At 60.8% G+C, this 265-nt stretch carries 1 protein-coding gene; it reads right to left on the bottom strand.

Features of this window, described 5'->3' with window-relative positions; genetic code table 11:
* Window positions 1–113: KUP/HAK/KT family potassium transporter (locus SB816_RS32370; protein ID WP_410548292.1), on the bottom strand; the 113-nt coding region annotated here is incomplete at its 3' end.
* Between the last annotated feature and the right edge of the window lie 152 nt (window positions 114–265).

Genomic DNA, 265 nt, shown 5'->3' with positions numbered 1-265 from the left:
GCCTCTTTCAGGGAGTACAGCGGGCTCGTGCCGATATCGCCGAACACCACGCCGATGGCCGCTACGGCCAGGGAAGGTAGCGGCTGTTTTGCCACGTGCGTGCTAGTTGTCATATACGCAGAGATCCGTTTGAGGCGGAAAAATTCGAGCGCTATTCTAAACCGGCTACGGGCGGAACCAGAGTGGCCGTTGTGACCCCGCGACGTACCCTTGTCCCCGCGCAGTTTAGCATTGGCGCTTTACCGCGGTCAGCCGTCTGTGCCCC

The organism is Achromobacter sp. SIMBA_011, from assembly GCF_046535435.1.
GTDB lineage: Bacteria > Pseudomonadota > Gammaproteobacteria > Burkholderiales > Burkholderiaceae_B > Achromobacter > Achromobacter dolens.
This window is presented reverse-complemented; position numbering and strand designations above follow the sequence as displayed.